Below are 20533 nucleotides of genomic sequence, written 5' to 3' on the forward strand. Positions count from 1 at the left end.
CGCCCCCCGCCACGGCCAGGAACTGCCGCATCCGTGCGCGGCGAGCTCCGGATCGGACAGCACGCCAGCCTCATCGTCGAGCCGGAACAGCTCGGTCAGGTGCGGGACGGAGCGACCGCTGTGCGCACCGGCGACCATGGTGAAGTGATCTTGGTGGTCGGCCAGATGGGCCAGGAGGGCGATGCCGGTCCTGGGCGAGCAGCGCGTCGTACCGGCCCAAGTCGCTCGCATCCAGGGCGTGCAGAGTGACCGCCGCCGTCGCGGCGGTGGGATCGAAGACTCCCAACAGGACATCGCTGTACCCGAGTTAGCCCCCGGATCAGCTCCGGATAGTTGAAGTCGTCCCTGGTATAGAGCCGCACTCCAGCTGCTCCTCGTACGCGTCGGCGACCTCGGCGCGACCGTCGGCCGGGGGCGGTGAGCTGGTCCGTTCCGAAGCCGTGCTGCGTAGCGGCACGGCGACCGGTAGGGACGGCCGGAATCCTCGGGCGTCAGCCCGAGGAGCATGTCAATCTCAGCCTGCCGCGCCCGCTGCCCAGCGCAGGCCGCCCAACAGGTGCCCACGGAAGGCCGGGTCGGTGTAGGCGGCATCGGCATGACCCAGTGCTGTGTAGAAGGAACGGCCGCCCCCGAACTCCTTCGACCACACCAGGGGATGGTCGACACCCATGCCGCCACCCTCGTAGTCGGCCTCGTCCACGGTGGCGAGGACATGCACGCCCGGGCGGGGGTTGGCCCGGAAGTCGTACCACTCGTCATTCCACTCCCACCGCTGCGGCAGGTGGGCCATCGCCGGATGTGTCCGGTCCTCCACGATCACGGTGCCCGGCTGGAAGGCTGGGTGCCCCGCGAAGCGGGCACCCAGCAGGCCGCCGAAATAGGGCCAGTCGTACTCGGTGCATGCGGCGGAATGGATGCCCATGAAGCCGCCGCCGGCGGAAATGAAGCGCCGCAGCGCCGCCCGCCCGCCGGGGGTGAGCACGTCGCCGCTGGTGGACAGGAAGACCACCGCGCTGCGCCCGGCCAGGGAGGCGTCGGTGAAGACCGAGGGGTTCTCGGACGCCTCCACCGCGAAGCCGTGCTCCGCTCCCAGCTCGCACAGCGCGGCCCTCCCTGCGGGGATGGAGTCGTGGCTGTAGCCCGTGGTGCGGGTGTAGACGAGGACGTTCGACAGGCTGCCGGTTTGGGGCATGGGGCACTCCGAGTTCTGGCGCGGGACGCACTGCTGCCCCGCCGGGGGGCGAGACCGGGGCGATCTCCCGGCAGGGTGGTGGGCGCGCTTTCTGCTCGTCCGTCATGCCGTATGTTGTGGCAGGAGACGAGAAAGGGCTTTCTGTAAGCTAGTCGGCGCCGTTCCGGGCGGCAATCACCCACCCGCTCAAGCCGCCTGGGAGAGCCCGGCAGCTGCCCCGGAGAATTCGGCCCAGCAGATCGTTTCGCCGTCCTGGTGCCGGATGCCGTGAACTGTCGCGAGGGCGGCCACAATGGTCAGTCCCCGGCCGTGCTCCTCGGGTTCGTCGTCGGCTGATCGAAGGACCGGGCTCGGTGCACAACCGCCGCTGCAGACCTCCACCCGAACCGCATCCTCGCTGCTGCGCAGCAGGCTGAGCGTCAGCGGCGGGGCGGCGTGCTGGACCGCATTGGTCACCAGCTCCGAGACCACGAGCAGGATGTCGTCGACCGTCCCGCCGTCCACCCCCCATTCCGCCAGGGTGGTGCAGACGGCCCGGCGCGCGATGCAGGCTGCCTGATTCTGGTGCGGCAGTGACTCGTGCCGATGGTCCAGGTCCGGGGTGGTGGCGGTCGCGCCGATGGGGGTGGGTCCGACTGCGGGAGCGCCGCCCGCGGCGGAAGGGGCGGAGGCGAGGAGGAGGGGTGCCGACATGACGTGGACCTGCTCTTCTGGAGCACTCAACCGATGTGCCGGCCGAGTGAGGGGCGGGGGCGTCCGTCGCGGCCGGAGGGGGAAAGTAACGGCGGCGGTGCTCGGAAAGCGCTTTCATCAGATCTTAGAAAGCGCTATCTCTCAATAGCACCCTCCCGGGGTCGTTCATGTCAACCTCATGTCGCACCTTTCTTGAGCTGCGAGGTTCGTAATGCCAGAGAGTGCATCTGACCTGCTGGTTTACCGGGATGGGCAGCCCGGAACCCGAGTGGCGGGGTCGGGAGGGTGTATCCATGATCTAGGGAAGCGCTTACTTAGCTGAGCTTCCTGTGGTCGGGCCCTGTCCGGCGCGCAGGACGTCGTCGAGTGCGGTGAGCACGGCGTGGGCCGCGCCGTCATAGGCGGCCTGGAGCAGCCGCCGCCGCTGTTGAGATCGCCCCCCGGCGCCCCGACGGCACTCCCCGCCGGGCGACCCCGGTCTGAGTCGTCCGCGACGGCGACGACAGACAGGCGAAGTTGGCATCGCGTGTGCCGCTGGGGGGGGCGTCGGCGTGATCAACCCCTGGAACGCGCCGCTGCTGTTCGCCCTGCGGGCCCTTGCACCAGCGCTTGTGCCCGGTAACGCGGTGCACTTCCGTATGGTGCGGCGGGGTCCCGCTGCAGCCGAACAACTGCGCACGGGGACGGTGCACCTCAACGACGTGTCCGCCAAGGACGCCGCGAAGGGCCCTTCGGCGCAATCCCGCTTCGACCGCGCCGAGGTGACGCCGTAGTGCCGTGATCTGATGGCCCAGCGCAAGGCCCTGGACACAGAAGTACAAGTGGCAGGCCTTCTACCTTCGGTGCCGATGCCTCGTCGGACGAGGAGGAGTGGCAGGTCCGCCATATTCGAAGGGGAGGGTCTGTGCCTTCCTGGCGGCTCTGCGTCGCCTGCGCCTGGCGACCAGGACTCCGCCCGCAGCGACCGCCGCGACTGCGGCTGCCCCGCCGAGCGCCACCGACGAACCGACGCCCGAGGACTGGCCGCTGCCGCCCGAAACGGAGGCTTCGTCACCGCTCGCACTGCCATTGCCGCTTGCGGCTGCGGAGCTCCCGGTGCCCGCTCTGAGGGTGACGTCGTGGGCCGCGTAGTCGATAGTGAACTGCTTGCCGTCCACGGTCAGGTGCGCCCCCTGCGGAAGCCCGGTAAACCTCCCGGAGATCGGCTGGGTGCCGGTGTCGTGGAGGAGCACCACCTTGCCGTCGGCCGGGATCGCGGGCACCGATGCGAGGGTGAGTTTCCCTGCAAGCTGGACCGCGCCGCGCACCTGGATCGGAGCGCCCGTCGGCGAGGTGGCACCGGTCCCCGGCGTGAGCGAGAGAGTGCTGCCGGCCGACTGGATCAGCGAACCGAGGTCGAGCGTCCCGCTGGAACCGATCGCCAGCGTGCCCTGCCGCACGTGCCAGGTGCCGCTCGGCGTGCTTGCGTGGCCGGTCAACGTGAGCGTTCCGCTGCCGGATGTCGTCAGCCCGCCCGAGGTACCGGTGATCGAGCCCGCATATGTCGTCGAGCCCGACGTGCTGACGTTCAGGGCAGTGCTGCCGAGTTCGATCGCGCTGCCCGCGACCCCGGACAACTGCCGTACGCTCTGCGCCTGTCCGGAGCGCGCCGACGCGATGCTGAACCTCGCTCCGGGCGCCCTGAGACTCAGGCTGCTGCTCGATGCGATGCCTGAGCCGTTGGAGCCGATCGCGAGGGTTCCCGAGCCGATCGTCGTCGGCCCGGTGTAGCGCGTGCGGCCGGAAAGAGTCGTGGTGGCCGCACCCGCCTGCGTCAGCCCGCCGGTGCCGCTGACGTTCGCCAGGGTGATCGCGGTGGCCGCGTTGCGGATCGTCAGGGTGCCGTTGTTCATCACCGCGTCGTTCGAGGCGCCGGTCAGCAGGCTGCTGTCCCCGCCCGGCTTACCCGTCCCCAGCAGCAGGGTCGCGCCGTGGCCGATCGTCGTCGTGCCGTGGTAGTTCATCGGCGCGGCGAAGGTGACCGCGTTGCCCTTGGTCGCAGCGAGCGTGATCGAGGCGTTCCCCGGAGTGTTCGGCGAGTTGCCGAGGATGCCGCCGGAGATGGGTGTGCCGAGAGTGACCGGTCCGTTGTAATCGAAGGTCAACGAGCCGTGCCGCATGTTGATGTAAGAGTTGGACGGTATGGCAGGCAGGAAGAACTTGTCGGTGGTTCCGTTGCCCCACTGCACGTGTGCGGCACCGATGTTGATGCCGCGGTAGTTGGAGCCGTGCGCGATTTTCGTGCGGTCGAGCGAAGGGTTGATGTAGTGGTCCACGCCGGTCATGACGATCAGACCGGTCTGCCAGGTGTGGAAGTTGATGTCGCTGCCGTAGTGGTCCTCGTAGAAGTTCGCCGGCAGCACGAGTGTGTAGTTGCGGGCGGCGATGATGGCGGAGCCATCGTTGCGCACGGCGGAGACGGAGGGCATCGAGAGACGGTAGGTCACGTTGCCGAAGTTCATCCCGGTGCCGTTGGAAATGGTGCCGGTGAACGGGATCGTGCCCACGAGGTCGAGCTGGTTCCACGTGAACCTTGGCTGCGAGATCAGGCCGGAGCCGGTGATCGTGCCGAGGTTGTACCTGCGGCTCTTCAGGTTTAGGACGAGTGTTCCGTCGACCTTGATGTTGTCGTGGTTGAGCTTCACACCGCCGATCGAGGCATAGGGATAGTCGCCGATGACCCCGGTCGATCCGCCGTTGCCGTACTGGAGCGTGGCGCCGCGGTCGATGATGACGGCGGGCTGGTCGGGATGGCTGACGGCCGGGTGCGACGCGGTCCCACTGCCCCGGGTCAGGCTCTGGTGCTGGTCGGAGCTCGGCAGCGTGAAGGCGCTGTCACGGGTGACCACCAGCGTCCCCGGCCCGGCGATCGTGAGGGTGCCCTGCCCGGAGAAGACGCCGTTGTACGTCGTGGTGCCGGACGGCAGCTTGATGATCGACGGGCCGGAGAGGGTCACGTCAGTGCCCGCGAGCACTGCGGCTGTGACGTCTCTCGCCGCGGCCGCTTCGGCAGGCCTCGCCGGAAGCAATACGGTGCCGGACAGTGCGAGCAGGGCCGCGGCGGCCAGGCGCACCGGCTTGGCGGATCGCGGTGGCTGGGGGCGGGGAATTGTTTGATCCATGTCGGGGTGTCGCTCTCGTCGATGCGCCGGCATCAGTGCACCTTGTCGGGTCTCAGGCAGCAGGACAGGACGTTGTGGGTGGGTGGGCGGATCAGTTGCCGGCTGCCGGTTCAATCCGGGCGGCAGTGGACAGGACCCGGTCACGGCCGACGTCACGCACGGGGCCGGTGAGCCGGTCGCCAGGAGCGCATCCAGGAGTTCGTCCTGGACGCCGGGCGGACTCAGGCCTTCGGCGTCGCACCCTTCCCCGGAGGGACCGAGTCCGAACAGGGCCGCCCGGTCATGACCGCCAGCAGGGACGCGACACGCTCGCCGACCGGCATCAGCGGGTCGGCCCACGGCCGCACCGGGGCTCCAGCCGAGGCGGGGGAGGTGAGTTCAGGCTCGGCAATGACCCTGGATGAAGGCGTCGTCATGAGCTTTCGGTTCCTTGATGGTCTGCGGGTGGTATCCGGCCCGCGGGGAGGGGTGAGCGCGAGGCCTGCCGCGTGATGTGCTTGGCCAGGCGGTAGTAAGCGGTTGCTCGAATGCTACGCCCTGGACGCCACCGGGGCTACGACTCGCGCGAAACATGCCGCCCAGTTACGGGAGCTGCCGTTGAAAGTGCAGGTAGAGAGGCAACTACCCTGGATATCAAGGGTGTTCTTTGCGGGTGCACCGTAGATGCGGTGGTTCCTCTGAGGGGCGGCTCGAAGTCTTCGGGCCGGTCCGCGATGGGATGCCGGACCAGGGGAACGGACTCTCAAGGGATACCGCTTACTGCAGGAGGGCGCTGAGGGCTGCGGACGGTCACGGCTGTGACGGCGTCCGCGCGGCGCGGACTCACCCTCGTGGGACTATGCGGCGTCGGCTCTCGACCAGGCCCGACCGCGAGGACCTGCGAGGGTCAGGTCAGCGACCGGACGGTGTCACGGACCACCAGCTGCGTGCTCAGAATGACGTGCTCGCTCGAGCGTGACCGGCCCTCTCGGTGCTCCAGAGCCAGTCGGACCCCGGTGCGTCCGAGTTCCTCGTACGGCACGCGGATGGTGGTGAGGGCGGGGGTGAGTTCGGCGGACATCGGGATGTCGTCGAAGCCGATGAGCGACACGTCGTCGGGGACCTTCACACCCTCGTCCTGCAGAGCGGCGGCGGCCCCGACCGCGACCATGTCGGCACTGGCGAAGATCGCCGTGAAGCCCAGGCGGGAGCGGATCGCTTCCTGGGTCCGCAGATAACCTCCGGGGCGGTCGAAGTCGCCGGAGGTGTCCAGTTCCTCGACGTAGGGGACGCCGTGGGCGCGCAGTGCGTCGAGGTATCCGGCGTGCCGCTCTTCGCTGGCGCTGAACCCGGGCACGCCGCCGAGGTACAGGATGCGCCGGTGCCCCTTGGTGATCAGGTAGGAAGCGGCGTGGAAGGCGCCGCCGCGGTTGTCGTACCCCACGGCGGTCGCGGGGGTGCCGGGCGGTGGCGTGGGGCGGCCGCACAGCACCAGACGGGAGCCGACAGCGTCCAGTGCCCTGGCGTACTCCGTGATGCGGGCGTGGTAGGCGTCGTCGGCCACAGCCCCGCCGACCAGGACGACGGCTGCTGCGTGCTGCTGGCGCATGAGCCGGACCAACTCGTCTTCCCGGACGCGGTCGCCATGGGTGGCGCAGATCAGGCTGATCCTGCCGTGCAGCGATGACTCCTGCTCGACTCCGGCGGCGATATGGGCCAGTGAAGCCCCGAGAACGTTGTCGATGACCAGGGCGACGGGGCCGATGGCATTCCCCGCCAGGGCCTGAGCGTGGACGTTCATCACGTAGTTCAGTGACTCGACGGCCGCCAAGACGCGCTTCTTCGTCTCGGCCGACACGGGATAGTTGCCGGCCAACACACGGGAAACCGTTGCTGAGGAGACGCCAGCCGCGGCGGCGACATCGCGGATGGTGCTCGGCCGCGACGCGCTCATCGGCTTCGGCTTCCTGGAACGTCCGCCGTTGGCGTTCTTGGTCGGCGACGATGCCTTGTTCGCGCTGAGGGTCACAGAACGACGTTACTGCATGGGTGGCTCATTGTTTCCATCCATGGTTGCCGGACCAGCTTCGCAGAGCCGTCGACAGGCCGAAACCCAGCCTCTGTTGCAGGTGGCAGACGGTTCGACCTGACTGGTAAGCGGTTACTCTAGGTGGATTGTGCAGTCTCACGGTCCGCCCTTAACGCTCATGTTCTGGAGCAGGCCGGACGCCAGGGGTGAATGAGCGCTCGGAGCACCCAAGCAGGCGGCCGCCGGACGTGGATCTCGCGCTCTCAGCCTCTTGCCGGGTGCGTTCGTCATGGGCTGTCGGCGCAAGCCTGCAGAAGGGGGCACGGGCTCAGGCGATGCGGTGCAGGTCGGCCCGCAGAACCTGGTGGACCAGCGGGAGGCCGTCGACCAGGCGCTCGGCTTCCTCGACCACGGCTCGGCCCAGGCGTTCGAGCTCGTTGCCCAGGGACCCGGCGATGTGGGGGGTGACGAAGACGTTGGGAAGGTCGTACAGGGGCGAGTCCTGGGGCAGCGGTTCGGGCTCGGTGACGTCCAGGACGGCGTTGAGCCGCCCCGAGGTCAGCTCGTCCGCCAGCGCCTCCGGGTCGATGAGAGCTCCCCGGGAGGTGTTGATCAGGGTGGCGCCGTCGGGGATGGCGGCCAGTCGTCGCCGGTCCAGCATCCGATAGGTCTGCGGGGTGTCCGGGGCGTGCAGGCTCACGATGTCGCTGCCGGCCAGCAACTCGTCCAGGGAGACAAGCTCAACGCCGAGCCGTGCGGCTTCGGCGGCGTCGACGTAGGGGTCGCTGAGGCAGACCGCCAGGTTGAAGGGGCGCAGCAGTTCCAGGACACGGCGCCCCACACGGGAGGCACCGATGATGCCGACCTTGCGGCCGAAGTTGCCAACGAGTGCCAGGTCGGCGGGCCCTGGGGGGAGTCGGTGCCCGGTGCGCAGGCTTTCCCGCAGGCCGAAGGCGTTCTTCCCTGCCAGGAGGATTGTGGCGAGGGTGAACTCGGCGACGGGCAGCGCGTTGGCGTGGGCGGCGGAGGAGATCAGCAGCCCACGCTCCCAGCAGGATTCGCTGATCATGCCTCGGACAGTGCCTGCAGCGTGCAGGACGGCCCGCAGCCGGGGCGCGGCTGCCAGCGCGGCGGGGTCCAGGACCGGGGCACCCCAGCCGGTGATCAGGACCTCGGCCTCGGCGAGGGCCGGGGTGAGTGATTCCTGGTCGAACCGCTGGGCGATCAGCGACTCATCGATGTCGAGGAGGCCCTTGAGCCGGTTCATCAGCCTCGGGGGGAACAGGGCGTTCAAGTGCTCCGGCGACATGGCGAAAAGCGCTGGGGGACGCCCGCTGCGCGGTGCCGCACTGGTGAGGCGGCTGGGGGCAGGGGGCGTTGAGGAGATGGTCATCGCAGTCCTGACCTAGAGGGGGCGGATGCCCGGAGCAGGTGGGCCGAGAGGCGCAGTAAGCGGTTACGACCGTAACGACGGTGTTGCGTTCAGTCAACATCGAAGGAGCGGGCTCATGCAGGGCTCATGCCTCGACCTTCATGAAGCCATCCTGAGCAGCCAAAAGGCGAAATCCGCAGACCTTCGAAGCGGCCTACGGGGAAACATCGGCGATAACAAAACGAAACAACCTCGGGCCCGACCCTTGTCTTGTGGACGTCTTTGTCCCTACCTTGCATGGCAAGCGGTTACTATCCCGAAACGCTTGAGGCTCGGTCGTCGCCGGGCGTGCTGTACCGCTTCACCGCTGGTCACCGACCTCGCGCCGAGACCGGCATCTGCCCCGGAGCCCAAGGAAGTGTCTCCATGAACGACCCTTCGCCGAACCCCCAAGCGTCAAGAGACAGCAGCCCGATGACCCGCCGCACCCTGCTGCGGGCAGGTGCACTCGCCGGTGCCGGCATCGTCGCCGCGCAGTGGTGGTCCCCCCAGCAGTCCGCGGCAGCCTCCTCCGCGGGAGCCGGCAGCCGCGCGGGAACCCTGGACATGATCATGTTCGGTGATACCGCCTCCGAGACCGCCCACGCGCTGACCGCCGAGCGATCGGACATCGTGGCCGGTCAGCTCGGCCAGCCCGGGCGGGTACTGAACCCCATGAATCCCGCCGATTTCTGGGGCGGCACGACCGCCTTCACGCTGAAGGTCGACCCCAGGGCGGGGAACTACGTGTCGGTCAAGTTCTGGGGCGGGGACTGCGCCCCGGCACTCGAGCAGAACTGGCGGCTGCAGATCTTCCTGGACGGCAGGGTTCTGGGCTGGCTCGACCAGGGCCCGGTGGACAACATCGACCTGATGGACGTGGCGCCCCGGCGGCCGGGCGGCTTCTACTGCCACACGCTGCCGCTCCCGCTCAGCGCGACGAAGGGCAGGACCGAGCTGCAGGTCGAGATCCGGGCGATGGGCCGGATCTGGGCCTACGGGCCCACAGCCGACAAGTTCTTCTACCCGATGACCACCCCCTCGCGGGGGATCTACCGGGCCTACACCCACACCGCCCCGCACTTCCAGCCGGGCGCGGACGACGACTTCGGCACCCCGGCCGCACCCACGACCCGCCCGAACACCGACGCCGAACAGCTCGCGCTGGTCACGGACCGCGTCCTGAAGGACCAGTCCCAAATCCTGTACAACCGCTGGGCGCCCACCCTGGACGTCTACGCCTTCACGACCCTGGCGCACGGCTACTCCTGGCCGAAGTCCCCCGCCTACCGCAACCCCGAGGCGCTGGAGAAACTCTGTCAGGCCTTCGACGGCACCTATCTGGCATGGCAGGACGACGCCACGGTGATGACCTCGGACCAGGGCTGGGAGGGCTTCGGGCGTATCGGCGCGGCGCTCTGCCTGACCTGGGACGACCTGCAGACCTGCCTGGACAGGACCGTCACCACCGGTCCGACCTCGCTGCTGAACCTCGGCTTCGAGACCGGCGACGCCAGCACCCTGTACGGCTGGGGGGCGATCAGCTGGGCGAACTTCGGCACCTTCGCCCGGGACACCACCGTGTTCCGCAGCGGAACGGCGTCGATGCGGGCGACCTCGTCCGGCAAGAACCTGCTCGTCGGTACGTTGTCGAAGGCGGTGACCGGCCAGGGCACCTTCACCTTCTCGGTCTGGGTGAAGACCGACGGGTCGAAGAACGCGGCCCGCGCCGGCGTGGCCTTCACGGACTCGAACGGGGCGGGCGTCACCTCCCCGGCCCTGATCCTCGCGAGCGCGGGGACGACGGACTGGCAGCAGCTGACCGCGACCTTCACCGTGCCTGCCGGGGCGACCCAGTACACCTTCCGGGTCGGCGTCCTGGGCGGCGCCACCGCCTACTTCGACGACGTGGAGATCACCGCCCCCGCCGCCTCGGGCACCACCGTCTCGCGCCGCAGCGCCTACCGGGACATGATGCTCGCCAGCCGCGAGTACTGGAGGCAGCACCAGCGCAGCTACACCAACCAGGCGATGTACTGCTCGATCGGCATCTACACCTGCAACCGCGCGCTCGCCCTGCTGTCACCGTCCGACGCCTGGAGCGAGACGGCGGCGAAGAGCTGGCTCTACCAGGCGGTCGGCCTGGAGCCCTGGGCCGGTTCGCAGGACAAGGCCGGCAACTGGACCTGGCCGCTCGGCCACGGCCACTACACCGTCACGGCCAAGGGCCTCAGCCGCGAGCTGGGCTATGTGGCCGACTACGGCGAGACCTCGGGCATCCTCGTCCGCATGTACGAGGCCGTCACCCAGGGAGCGGGCGGCGCACCGGATGCGAAGCTCAAGGCCCGCATGATCACGATGGCCAAGGCCCGCTCGTGGTTCCGCCACCCGGCGGTGGACGCCGACGGACACAGGACCGTCCGTATCGAAACGCAGATCGGCTGGCGCAACGAGCCGTATCCCGGCGCCATCGTCTACGCCCAGCTCCTCGACCACGACAGCAGCCCCGTGTCGGCGGCCGCCGTGTTCGCCGACCCCGACCTGGCCGGCTACACCCAGCAGATGATCGAGGACGGCCAGCTGGCCCCACAGCTCGACACCTACCTCAGCACCGGGCTGTACACGCGGACCGGTCTCAACGCGTTCCTGTTCATCGCCGAGCACCTGCCCGCCTTCCAGGCGCTTGCGGCGTCGGACAAGCGGCTGCCCGCGGGCTCGTGGGACACGCCCGACTTCGTCTTCACCGACGAGGCCAACGCCTGCATCGCCGTCAAACGCGGCCAGGAGGTCCTCTACTCCTCGCTGTACTTCCGGGCCCGCCAGGCCGTCAACGACATGGCGCGCGTCCACCTCATCTCCCCGGATGCCGAGCGCTCGGCCACCGTCCGCGTGACATCGGTGTTCGACAAGAACCCGGGCAACGTCTTCACCGTCCAGGACTGGGTCACACGCGACTGGGGCATCTCCGACCTCGACAGCAACGTCGACGTGCCCGGCGGCGGCCTCGCGCCTCCCGGACCAGTCCTGCACCAGGCGTTCGCGGGCGAGACGTTCTACCTCGCGCCGGTCCCCGCGGACGTGCCCGACCCGGCCCAGGGCTCGACCGCACCGGGATCGGAGAAGGTGCTGGTCGGCAAGGCACCGTTCTACGTCCTGGAGTACGCCGGCTACATCGTCGCGATGAACACCAGCGACAAGCAGACCTTCACCTACCGGTCCACCAGCTCCCAGCGCGCCGTCGACCTCAAGACCGGCAGACAAACGAATCTGCGCCGCCCGGTCCGGGTGCCACCGCTGAGCACCCTCGTGCTGTACGACGCCGGCTGCCGGGAGTCCTGAACCACCCCGGCCCCACCAGCCTTCCGAACCGCTCCATCGACCCTCACGCGAAACCTGTTTCCCGCCCTGGGAAGCCCGCACAGAGAGCACGATCACATGAACCCCACCCGTTCCCGCCGCATCCAAGCCGCAGCAGCGGCACTCGCGCTGGCCGCGCTGGCCACCGCCTGCGGCGGCGGCTCCGGTGACAAGCAGTCCTCCGGCCCGGTCACGCTGCCCTTCTGGGGCTGGGCCAACGGCCAGGAGGCCGTCGTGAAGGCGTTCAACGCCTCGCACAAGGACGTCAAGCTGAAGTACACCAAGGTCACCGATCAGCTGACGATGCAGAAGCAGCTGACCAACGCGGTCAAGGCGGGCAACGCGCCGTGCCTGGTGCAGAACACCGCCGAGTTCGTGACCACGTGGGTCTCGCAGGGCGCCCTCGCCGACATCACCCAGTACGTCGGGTCGAGCAAGACCAAGTTCAACGCCGGTTCCTGGGCGAGCGCGCAGGTGCAGGGCAAGAGCTACGGCGTCCCGACCAGCTCGGCGCCGAACTTCACCGTCTACCGCACCGACATCTTCCAGAAGTACGGCCTCAAGGCCCCGGCGACCTGGGACGATTTCATTGCCGCGGGCAAGGTCCTGAAGAAGCACGGCATCAAGATCACCAACTATGCCGGTGAGGACCCGAGCACCCTGGAGGTCCTCTCCATGCAGGCCGGCGCGCACTGGTACTCGATCGACGGCAACTCCTGGAAGGTGGACTTCCAGGACGCGGGAACCCTCAAAGCGGCGAAGGTGATCCAGGAGATCATCGACAACGACCTCAACTCCAAGCTGTCCTTCGCCGACTACGCGGCAGTGCAGCGCAACTACGACAACGGCGGCACCGCGACCCGGCAGATCTCCACCTGGCAGATGGCGGGCATGGTGCAGAACTTCACCAAGTCCTTCGGCAAGTGGGCGCTGTCGCCCTGGCCGACGTTCCAGGGCGAGGCCGCCAAGACGCCGGCCGGCACCAACCTGACCGGCAGCGTGACGCTGGTGACCAAGCAGTGCAAGAACGTGCAGCAGGCAGCCGAAGCGGCGCTGTGGATGTCCACCAACACCGACGCGGTCAAGACGATGGCGAGCCCGACCACCGGCAACGGCGTGATGCCGGCTCTGGCCGACAGCCAGTCGTACGTCGGCGAGGCGATCTCCGAGAAGCTGCTCGGCACGAACTACGAGCCGGCGAAGAAGGTCGTCACGGACAGCCTGGGCACGGTCACCACCGACTGGGCCTTCGGCCCCGACTTCACCGCCATGGGCGCGGAGATGCAGGCGGGCTGGGCCAAGGTCGTCAGCAAGGAGGAGACGGTCACCGATCTGCTCGCGCACATGCAGGAGTGGACGGTGAAGGACCTCAAGTCCCGCGGCATCAGCGTCAAGGGCTAGCGGCCACAGACAAGGACGACCACTGATGATTCGCTCCCTGCGCTGGAAGGGTGCCGCCTTCACGGTGCCCTTCCAGCTCGGCTTCGTCTTCCTCTTCCTCCTCCCGATCGGCTACGCCGTCTACCAGTCGCTGTACCGCGATCAGCAGTCCGGGCTGGGGCTCGGCGGCTCGACGCAGAAGTTCTCCGGGCTGGACAACTACCAACAGGGCCTGACCGACCCGGCGTTCATGGGCTCCGTGCTGCGGGTGGTGCTGTTCGCCTGCGTGCAGATCCCGCTGATGCTGCTCATCAGCCTCGTACTGGCACTGTTCCTGGACGCGCTGACGTCAAAGGTCGCGGGCCGGTTCCGGATACTGCTGCTGGTGCCGTACATGATCCCCGGAGTGGTCGCCGCGATCGTGTGGCTGAACCTCTACAGTCCGGACGTCGGCCCGCTGACGCCGCTCGGCAAGGTCTTCGGCCTCGACTGGAACTTCTTCGCGCCGTCGATGGTGTGGCCGTCCATCGGCAACCTGCTGACCTGGCACGGCATCGGCTACAACATGATCATCATCTACTCGGCGCTCCAGGGCGTCCCACGCGAGCTGTTCGAGGCCGCGCGCCTGGACGGCGCCTCCGAACTGCGGGTCGCGCTGAGCATCAAGATCCCGTACGTGCGGGGCGCGCTGGTGCTCACCGGCATGCTCTCGATCATCCAGATGCTGCAGATCTTCAACGAGCCCGCGCTCTTCAGGAACGTCACCCCGCAGACGGTCAGCGACAGCTTCACCCCGATCATGATCATCTACAACCAGGCCTTCAACGCCGGCAACTACCACTACGCCGCCGCGCTCTCGGTCCTCCTGGCTCTCATCCTCGGCCTCGCCTCCTTCCTCTTCTACCGGATCACCTCGAAGGAGGCCGACTGATGACACTCACCGAAGAGCGTGCCGAGCCGCACACCGCCCGGCGCCTCACCCGCCCCGACCCCGCCTCAGGCACCCGCGGCGGCCAGCGCTTCCTCCTGCTCGGCCTGATCCTGGCCAGCCTGTACAGCCTGTTCCCGGTGTGGTGGCTGATCGTCGCCGCCACCAAGAACCGCACGGGGCTCTACCAGAGCAATGGGCTGTGGTTCTCCGGCTGGCACCTCTGGGACAACCTGCATCAGCTGTTCACGTACGAGGACGGCATCTTCCTGCGCTGGACCGCCAACTCGTTCCTGTACGCCGGCGTCGGCTCCCTCGGTGGCACCTTGCTCGCCCTCGCCACCGGCTACGGCCTCGCCCGCTTCGAATTCCCGGGCCGCAACCTGGTGTTCGCGTGCGTGGTCGGCTCGTTCCTGATCCCGATCGCCCTGCTCACCCTGCCGCTGTACCTGCTGTTCTCCCAGATCGGCCTGGTCGACACGCCCTGGGCGATGCTGATCCCCTGCCTGATCAACCCGTTCAGCGTGTACCTCGCCAAGGTGTACACCGAGGCCACCATCCCCTACGAACTCCTCGAAGCCGCCCGCATCGACGGCGCCGGTGAACTGCGCATCTTCTTCAGCATCGTGCTGCGCATGATGACGACCGGCGCCGCGACCGTGTTCCTGCTCGCCTTCGTCAACACCTGGAACGCCTTCTTCCTCCCCCTCACCCTGCTGCGCGGCGAGGAGAACTGGACCCTCAACCTGGGCCTGTACAACTGGTCCGGCAAACGCCTGGAATCCGGCGTCGACCTCACCAGCCTCGTCCTGACCGGCGCACTGCTGTCCATCGTCCCGATGGCGATCATGATGGTGGCGATGCGGCGCTACTGGCGCAGTGGCGTCACCCTGGGAGCCTTGAAATGACCGTCCTGCACAACCCGGTCATCCGCGGGTTCGCCCCCGACCCGTCCATGATCCGTGTCGACGACTGGTACTACGTGGCCACCAGCTCGTTCGAGTGGTTCCCCACGATCCCGATCCACCGCTCACGCGACCTGGCCCGCTGGGAGTACGCGGGCCATGTGCGCGGCGCGGTTCCCGGAGACTCGCTGGCCGGCGTGCCGGACTCGGGAGGCGTCTGGGCCCCCTCACTGAGCTGGGACGGCGAACGCTTCTGGATGGTGTACTCCATCGTCCGCTCGGTCGGCACCCGCTACTTCGACCTGGACGTGTGGATCACCACCGCCACCGACGTCGACGGCGTCTGGGCCGCCCCGCGGCGGGTCGCCGGCCACGGCTTCGATCCGGCGCTGTTCCACCACGAAGGGCGGCTGTGGCTGGTCAACATGCAGACCGATCACCGGCCGGGCGGACGGCGCTTCGACGGCATCGTCCTGACCGAACTCGACCGCGACACCCTGGCCCCGGCCGGCGACACCCACCTTCTGCTGCAGCACGACCAGCTGATCGAGGGCCCCAAGCTGCTGGAACGCGACGGCTGGTTCTACCTCCTGCTCGCCGAGGGCGGCACCGGCACCGCGCACGGCGTACGCGTCGCCCGCAGCCGTACTCTCACCGGCCCCTACGAACTCGACCACCTGCCACTGCTCACCTCCCGCGACGATCCCTCGCAGCCGCTGCAGAAAGCCGGACACGGAGAGCTGCTCACGACCCCGCGAGGAGACTGGCTCCTCAGCCACCTGGCCGCCCGGCCCGTCAAGACCGAGTACGGCCCGCACTGCACCCTGGGCCGGGAGACCGCGATCCAGCAGGTCGTCTGGGACGCCGACGGATGGCCCCGGCTCCGCCAGGGCGGCTGGCATCCCGCCGTCGACATCCACATCGACGACGCCGCCGTGCCGAAGCCCTCCCGCCCACAGGCCGTCCCACCACCGGCCGCAGGCCCTCCGTCCGAGGCGCTGTCGTGGCCGTGGTCCACACTGCGCGGCTACGCCGATCCCTCCTGGGCCGACACCACCAGCCGGCCCGGCTGGATCCGGCTGCGCGGCCGTCACGGCCCCGAATCGCTGTGGGAGCAGAGCCTGCTCGCCCAGCGCATCACCGAGCATCACACCGAGGTCGAAGTCACCCTCCAGGCACAGCCCCGCACCTTCACACAAGCCGCGGGCCTGATCCTCTGGTACGACACCGTCTCCTTCCTCACCCTCGACCTCACCTGGGCCGAGCCCGACGGGGAACCCCAGCGCGGCCAGCAGTGGCAGGGCGGCGGCCGAACCGTACTCAGCCTGCTCGAACACGACGCCGACGGGCCGCGCCAGGTGGAGCTACGAGACGTCGAACCCGGAGCCACCCTCACCCTGGGCGCGACCATCGACGCGGCGACGGCCCGGTTCTGGATCCTGCAGGACGGCCGACGGCACCCCGTCGGCCCGGAACTCGACTTCAGTCATCTGTCCGACGACTACGGCTCCCGACTGCGCTTCACGGGCGCCTTCGCCGGCATCCACGCCCGCGACCTGGTCGACGGGTCCTTCACCGCCGACTTCACCGGATGGCGCCTCACCTGCGAGGAATGACTCGCGGCACCAGAGTCCACTGCGTCCCGGCCCACGTGCGCCCAGGCCGTCAGCACCGACACGGCCTGATCTCCGGCACGCCGTAAATTCCCGGTCGCTGCCTGATCAGTGTCTCGGCCACCAACCGCACGGGCGCGTCGAACAAGACCCTCACCCTGACCGTGCACTGCCCCCGAGGAGCAGACGTTGTCCCACCACCCCACCGCCCCCGCGCGGTTCACGCTCAATACGGCCTTCGGTATCGGCTCTGTCCATCCACGCCTGTACGGCTCGTTCATCGAGCACCTCGGCCGCTGTGTCTACGACGGCCTCTACGAACCCGGCCACCCCGACGCCGACCAAGCCGGGCTGCGACAGGACGTCTTGGCGCTGATCCGGGAACTGGGCGTCACCACCGTGCGCTACCCGGGCGGCAACTTCGTCTCCGGCTACCGCTGGGAGGACACCGTCGGCCCGCGCGAGGACCGGCCGGTTCGCCTGGACCTCGCGTGGCGGTCCACTGAGACGAACAGGTTCGGTCTCGGCGAGTTCATCGACTTCTGCCGCAAGACGGACACCGAGCCGATGATGGCCGTCAACCTCGGCACCCGGGGCGTGGAAGACGCCGTCCGGCTGCTGGAGTACGCCAACCACCCCGGTGGCACCGAGCTCTCCGACCAGCGCATCAGCCACGGCGCCAAGGAGCCCTACGGCATCAAGATGTGGTGCCTGGGCAACGAGATGGACGGCCCCTGGCAGATCGGCCACAAGACCGCCGAGGAGTACGGCCGCCTCGCCGCCGAGACCGCCCGCGCCATGAGAATGGTCCAGCCCGATCTGGAGCTGGTGGCCTGCGGCAGCTCCGGCTCCGACATCGCGACCTTCGGCGCCTGGGAGGCCACCGTCCTCGAAGAGGCATACGACCAGGTCGACTACGTATCGCTGCACACCTACTACGAGGAGATCGACGGCGACCGGGACTCCTTCCTCGCCTCGGCCGTCGACATGGAGCACTTCATCGAGTCTGTTGTCGCCACCTGCGACCACGTCCGCGCCCGGCTGAAGACCGACAAGCGGATCGACCTCTCGTTCGACGAGTGGAACGTCTGGTACCAGAAGCGGCCCAACCCGCACCCGGTCGAGGACTGGCAGGAGGCGCCCCGACTGCTGGAGGACAACTACTCGGTGACCGACGCCGTCGTCTTCGGCTCACTGATCATCGCCCTCCTGCGGCACGCCGACAGGGTCACTTCTGCCTCCCTCGCACAGCTGGTCAACGTGATCGCTCCCATCATGACCGAGCCGGGCGGTCCCGCCTGGCGGCAGACCACCTTCTTCCCCTTCGCCCAGGCGTCGAGCCACGGGCGCGGACGGGTACTGCGGGTCGAGGCCGACAGCCCCACGTACACCACCGCGAAGTACGGCGAGGTACCACTGCTCCACGCCACCGCCGTCTGCGACGACGACACCGGTGCCGTCACCGTCTTCGCCGTCAACCGCAGCCAGAGCCGGACGCTGCCCCTGGAGGTCGACCTGTCCGGGGTCGACGCCCACAGCCTGACCGAGCACCTGGTCCTGGCCGACGCCGACCCCGACGCCCGCAACACCCTGGACCAGCCTGAGCGGGTCACCCCTCGCCCGGCGACCGGTACCACCGTGTCCGGCGGAGTGCTTCGAACCGAACTCGCGCCCCTGTCCTGGAACATGATCCGGTTGGCCCGCCGCCCGTAGCCGGCAGCAGAGCACAGAGCGCGGAACTCTCCTCAATGACGAGAAGAGCTGCGCGTCACCCGACTCCGGGTGCCGGGCAGCGTGGAAGGAAGTCGATGAAACACGCGGCACTGTCCCGTACCGTGATCGGTGGCCTGGCCGTCGCAGCTCTCGGTGCCGGACTCCTCGTCGGGCCGGCCCCGGCATCCGCCGATCCGTATCAGGACGCTGCGGGGAACGGCCCGACCGCGACCATGGTGATCCACCCGGTGATCGACACCGATACGATCGGCACCTCCTCACAACAGCGCACATGGGCCTCCACGCTCGGCGTCCGAAACGCAGGCGGCCTTGATGCAGCCGACTCCCAGGCGTCGTACCTGCAGTTCAATGTCAGCCCCACGGCAGTGCCGGGAACGGTCGTCTCCGCGAGGGTCGTCCTGACCGCGACGCCGGATTCGACAGCGCCGGCCGGAACTCAGCTGAACTCGGCGTTCGTGTCCGACGACACGTGGAACGGTGAGCAGGTCACCCGTTACGATCCGATCTTCACCCTCACCGGAGCCACCAAGCCGACAGCCACCGACATCGCCGGGTCGACCGCCCCGCTGCGTGCCGACCGCGGTGCGGTGCGATACGAGGGCGATGTCACGTCTGCCGCCCAGAGCGAGAACAACGGTGACGGCCGGCTGTCGCTTCGGGTCTGGACAGCTGATCAGAACGCGGCGGTGCAGTTCCACAGCGACGACCACTCGATCGGGGACAACCGTCCGGCCCTTCTGGTCACCTTCAGGCCGACCACCGGCCGGGACAAGAAGGACGCAGCGGATGCCGCCAAGGACCTCGCCGATGCGCGCGAGTACCTCCGTCGCCTCGGGCCGGTCAGACATGACGTCGCACTCCCGTCAACCGGCATACACGGGTCGAGGCTGACGTGGTCGTCTCTCGACGACCAGAACCTCAACGACCGGGGGAAGGTCACCCGGCCGACGGCTGATCTGCCGGACGCGGACGTCGCGCTCGACCTCAAGGTGAGTGACGGTTCCGTCACCCTGACGGACCGTCTGCAGGTTGTCGTGCCCAGGGACCCTGAGGCGAAGGCCGCGACCCCGGTCGACGCCGCACTGCGGCCGGTCGCCGTAGAGCGGGAAGTCACCGACCTCATCTCCCAGAAATGGGGAACCGCCTTCACACCGGTCACCCCGCCGACACAGGTCCTCACGCGCGAGATTCCCGTCGCGCCGGGCCAGTCCATCCAGGCCGCGATCGACGGCGTCGCGGCGGCCGGCGGCGGAGTCGTCCGCCTCGGTGCCGGCGTGCACCCGCTCACCAGCCCCCTGAACATGCAGAGCACCGTCACGCTCGTCGGCGCCGGACAGGATCACACGGTGATCCAGTACACCGGCACGGGCAGCGCCATCACGACGACGCTCAAGCAGATCCAGGATGTCGTGATGAAGGGGTTCACTCTTGAAGGCGTCAAGGGTGACCTGGGCGGGGCCCTCGGGATCTACTTCGCCGGTGCAGACCCGGAGAGCGCACATCACCACCGCATCGCCCTTCAGGACGTCACAGTAAAGAACTTCCCCGGCCATGGCGTGCACATCAAGCGCACCACCGACCTCCTCACCGACCACCTGACGTCGATGTACAACGGCGAGCGCGGCAGCCTCTTCCACAACAGCTACTGGCTGTTCGACAACCGAATCCTGCAATCCGACACACAGCTCTCGAAACCAGTGCTCGGCAAGGGCGCGAAATACACCTCCACCTCGGACGTCATCACCCAACGCATGCAGATCCACCACGCAGCCGGCAACGGTATTCAGGCGGACGGCAGCAACGACGTGCGGATCTTCTTCCAGAAACTGAACATCTCGGACGTGGGGAAGAGCGCCCTCTGGATGATCTGCGAGATCTTCAACAACCCCAACCAGTACACCGAGGATCCGGCCTACGCCCCCAACTATGTGATCATCAACGAGTCGTCGTTCGTCGGCAACCTCCGAGGCGGCGTGTGGAAGATCGCACAGAACGTTCTTGTGCGCGACTCCGTCTTCGACAACATCCGGAATGACCTCATCCTGATGAAATCGAGTCCGGAGTTCGAGAACACCAAGTTCGAGCACGCGCCGGAGTACTTCACTGACAACAGTCAGGTTCCAGCGCTCTAGGATGCCGGGTCCGCGTGGT

General features: G+C 68.2%; 14 protein-coding genes and 1 pseudogene. 9 read left to right on the top strand and 6 right to left on the bottom strand.

Annotated features, from left to right (window positions below):
- Positions 1 to 93: 93 nt before the first annotated feature.
- The 3 genes and pseudogenes from ACIRPU_RS39385 to ACIRPU_RS39395 all read right to left on the bottom strand — a co-directional run.
- Positions 94 to 597, bottom strand: a pseudogene (locus ACIRPU_RS39385) (DUF993 family protein); the annotation flags it as partial.
- Positions 515 to 1192, bottom strand: a complete 678-nt coding sequence (locus ACIRPU_RS39390) for a ThuA domain-containing protein (RefSeq protein ID WP_403876489.1) — start codon at positions 1190 to 1192, stop codon at positions 515 to 517. The pseudogene ACIRPU_RS39385 and the gene ACIRPU_RS39390, both read right to left, overlap by 83 nt.
- Before the next feature lie 186 nt (positions 1193 to 1378).
- Positions 1379 to 1885, bottom strand: a complete 507-nt coding sequence (locus ACIRPU_RS39395; RefSeq protein WP_403876491.1) for an ATP-binding protein — start codon at positions 1883 to 1885, stop codon at positions 1379 to 1381.
- A gap of 551 nt (positions 1886 to 2436) precedes the next feature.
- Between ACIRPU_RS39395 and ACIRPU_RS39400 the strand changes: the two genes are divergently transcribed.
- Entirely contained in the window at positions 2437 to 2658 is a 222-nt protein-coding gene (locus ACIRPU_RS39400; RefSeq protein ID WP_403876494.1) for a hypothetical protein, read from the top strand.
- A gap of 60 nt (positions 2659 to 2718) precedes the next feature.
- On the opposite strand, the gene ACIRPU_RS39405 is transcribed toward ACIRPU_RS39400, so the two are convergent.
- Together ACIRPU_RS39405 and ACIRPU_RS39410 are read right to left on the bottom strand one after the other, a co-directional pair.
- A complete protein-coding gene (locus tag ACIRPU_RS39405) occupies positions 2719 to 5160 on the bottom strand; it encodes an autotransporter-associated beta strand repeat-containing protein (protein ID WP_403876496.1) in 2442 nt (813 codons plus the stop codon).
- 772 nt (positions 5161 to 5932) lie between these two features.
- A complete protein-coding gene (locus ACIRPU_RS39410; protein WP_403876499.1) occupies positions 5933 to 6904 on the bottom strand; it encodes a LacI family DNA-binding transcriptional regulator in 972 nt (323 codons plus the stop codon).
- Here ACIRPU_RS39410 and ACIRPU_RS39415 point away from each other — a divergent pair.
- A complete protein-coding gene (locus tag ACIRPU_RS39415; RefSeq protein ID WP_403876502.1) occupies positions 6891 to 7175 on the top strand; it encodes a hypothetical protein in 285 nt (94 codons plus the stop codon). The two genes, ACIRPU_RS39410 and ACIRPU_RS39415, sit on opposite strands and share 14 nt — an antisense overlap.
- Positions 7176 to 7382: 207 nt before the next feature.
- Here ACIRPU_RS39415 and ACIRPU_RS39420 read toward each other — a convergent pair whose 3' ends face one another.
- The gene (locus tag ACIRPU_RS39420) at positions 7383 to 8363 is read right to left on the bottom strand and encodes a hydroxyacid dehydrogenase (protein WP_403876505.1); all 981 of its coding nucleotides are present in this window, start codon (positions 8361 to 8363) and stop codon (positions 7383 to 7385) included.
- A 537-nt stretch (positions 8364 to 8900) separates the two neighbouring features.
- Here ACIRPU_RS39420 and ACIRPU_RS39425 point away from each other — a divergent pair.
- The 7 genes from ACIRPU_RS39425 to ACIRPU_RS39455 all read left to right on the top strand — a co-directional run bounded on the left by ACIRPU_RS39425 (position 8901) and on the right by ACIRPU_RS39455 (position 20514).
- Entirely contained in the window at positions 8901 to 11804 is a 2904-nt protein-coding gene (locus tag ACIRPU_RS39425) for a carbohydrate binding domain-containing protein (protein WP_403876508.1), read from the top strand.
- Between the two features lie 96 nt (positions 11805 to 11900).
- A complete protein-coding gene (locus ACIRPU_RS39430) occupies positions 11901 to 13223 on the top strand; it encodes an ABC transporter substrate-binding protein (RefSeq protein WP_403876511.1) in 1323 nt (440 codons plus the stop codon).
- A gap of 25 nt (positions 13224 to 13248) precedes the next feature.
- Positions 13249 to 14133: a carbohydrate ABC transporter permease gene (locus ACIRPU_RS39435; protein WP_403876514.1), complete on the top strand. Its 885-nt coding sequence runs from the start codon at positions 13249 to 13251 to the stop codon at positions 14131 to 14133.
- Positions 14133 to 15038: a carbohydrate ABC transporter permease gene (locus tag ACIRPU_RS39440; protein ID WP_403876517.1), complete on the top strand. Its 906-nt coding sequence runs from the start codon at positions 14133 to 14135 to the stop codon at positions 15036 to 15038. Before ACIRPU_RS39435 ends, ACIRPU_RS39440 begins: the two co-directional genes overlap by 1 nt.
- Entirely contained in the window at positions 15035 to 16651 is a 1617-nt protein-coding gene (locus ACIRPU_RS39445; RefSeq protein WP_403876520.1) for a family 43 glycosylhydrolase, read from the top strand. Before ACIRPU_RS39440 ends, ACIRPU_RS39445 begins: the two co-directional genes overlap by 4 nt.
- Positions 16652 to 16837: 186 nt before the next feature.
- Entirely contained in the window at positions 16838 to 18361 is a 1524-nt protein-coding gene (locus ACIRPU_RS39450) for an alpha-N-arabinofuranosidase (protein WP_403876523.1), read from the top strand.
- Positions 18362 to 18456: 95 nt separating this feature from the next.
- Complete coding sequence (locus ACIRPU_RS39455; protein ID WP_403876526.1) at positions 18457 to 20514, top strand: immunoglobulin-like domain-containing protein; 2058 nt, start codon at positions 18457 to 18459, stop codon at positions 20512 to 20514.
- The last annotated feature ends 19 nt before the right edge of the window (positions 20515 to 20533 follow it).

Source organism: Streptomyces sp. NPDC102259, assembly GCF_044766465.1.
Taxonomy (GTDB): Bacteria; Actinomycetota; Actinomycetes; order Streptomycetales; family Streptomycetaceae; genus Streptomyces.